The sequence below is a fragment of the Halomonas sp. G15 genome (genome assembly GCF_021282295.1).
Taxonomy (GTDB): Bacteria; Pseudomonadota; Gammaproteobacteria; order Pseudomonadales; family Halomonadaceae; genus Halomonas; species Halomonas alimentaria.
Genome location: NZ_JAJSPA010000097.1, coordinates 1 through 813 on the forward strand (window position 1 = coordinate 1; position 813 = coordinate 813).

1 protein-coding gene is annotated in these 813 nt (G+C 54.7%); it reads left to right on the plus strand.

Annotated elements, in window-relative coordinates:
* On the plus strand, positions 1-734 hold a 734-nt coding region (locus LWH48_RS18145; protein ID WP_232913679.1), incomplete at its 5' end, for a DUF5801 repeats-in-toxin domain-containing protein.
* Positions 735-813 lie beyond the last annotated feature (79 nt).

The window sequence follows — 813 nt, forward strand, 5'->3', positions numbered from 1 at the left end:
TCGCCCAGCAGGCGAACATCTGGCACGACGACACCACTGACGGTGACGACATCGAGACCCTGCTGCTGGAGGCCGGCACGCTGCTGCTCGAGCAGACCGTGACCGATGCCGACGGCGACAGTGACACTGCTGCGTTCGACCTGGGGGCCGCGGGTGCCTTCACCATCGAGGACGATGGCCCTGAAATCGCACCGCAATCTTTTGGCTCTATACAAGATGGCCAGACATCTAGCGATATTTCACTTGAAAGCCTGTTCGGGACTGATGGTGCGGGAGGTATCACTTTTGATGCATCAATCAATGGCACCGCGGTCACACAGGACGGTCAACAGGTGCTCCTCGATGGAGAAGCACTGACTTGGTCTCTGAGCGGTGATGTACTGACTGCCACAACTGCGTCCAATGTTGATGCCGTTACCATCACGCTGAACGAGGCAGATGGTGACTATGACATTAGTGTTGCGGAAGGCACTTTTTACCTTGAGGGTGATAGAGAGACATTTGATATTGCTAGTTTGAGTGGTAGTAATGCAGAAGCTTGGGCTGCTCAGACGGATGGTATTGATATCTTGATTGTGTCGGAAGGCACGTCTACAAACACTAGCAGTGCTGGGGGTGTTGGTTATGTCGGTGCGGGTAGCAACTGGATTGATTCGGGAACGTCAGAGTCAACCACTTTCTACTTCGTAACTATTCAGCACCGGTTGGCTGAGTCGGGGCTTCTTGCTGCATGAAGGCTGGCACCTCCCCCGCAAACAGTTGCTCCAGTGCGGTATGCGCCGCTACCCCTTGCTTGACGGCGGTCGAGAGAAA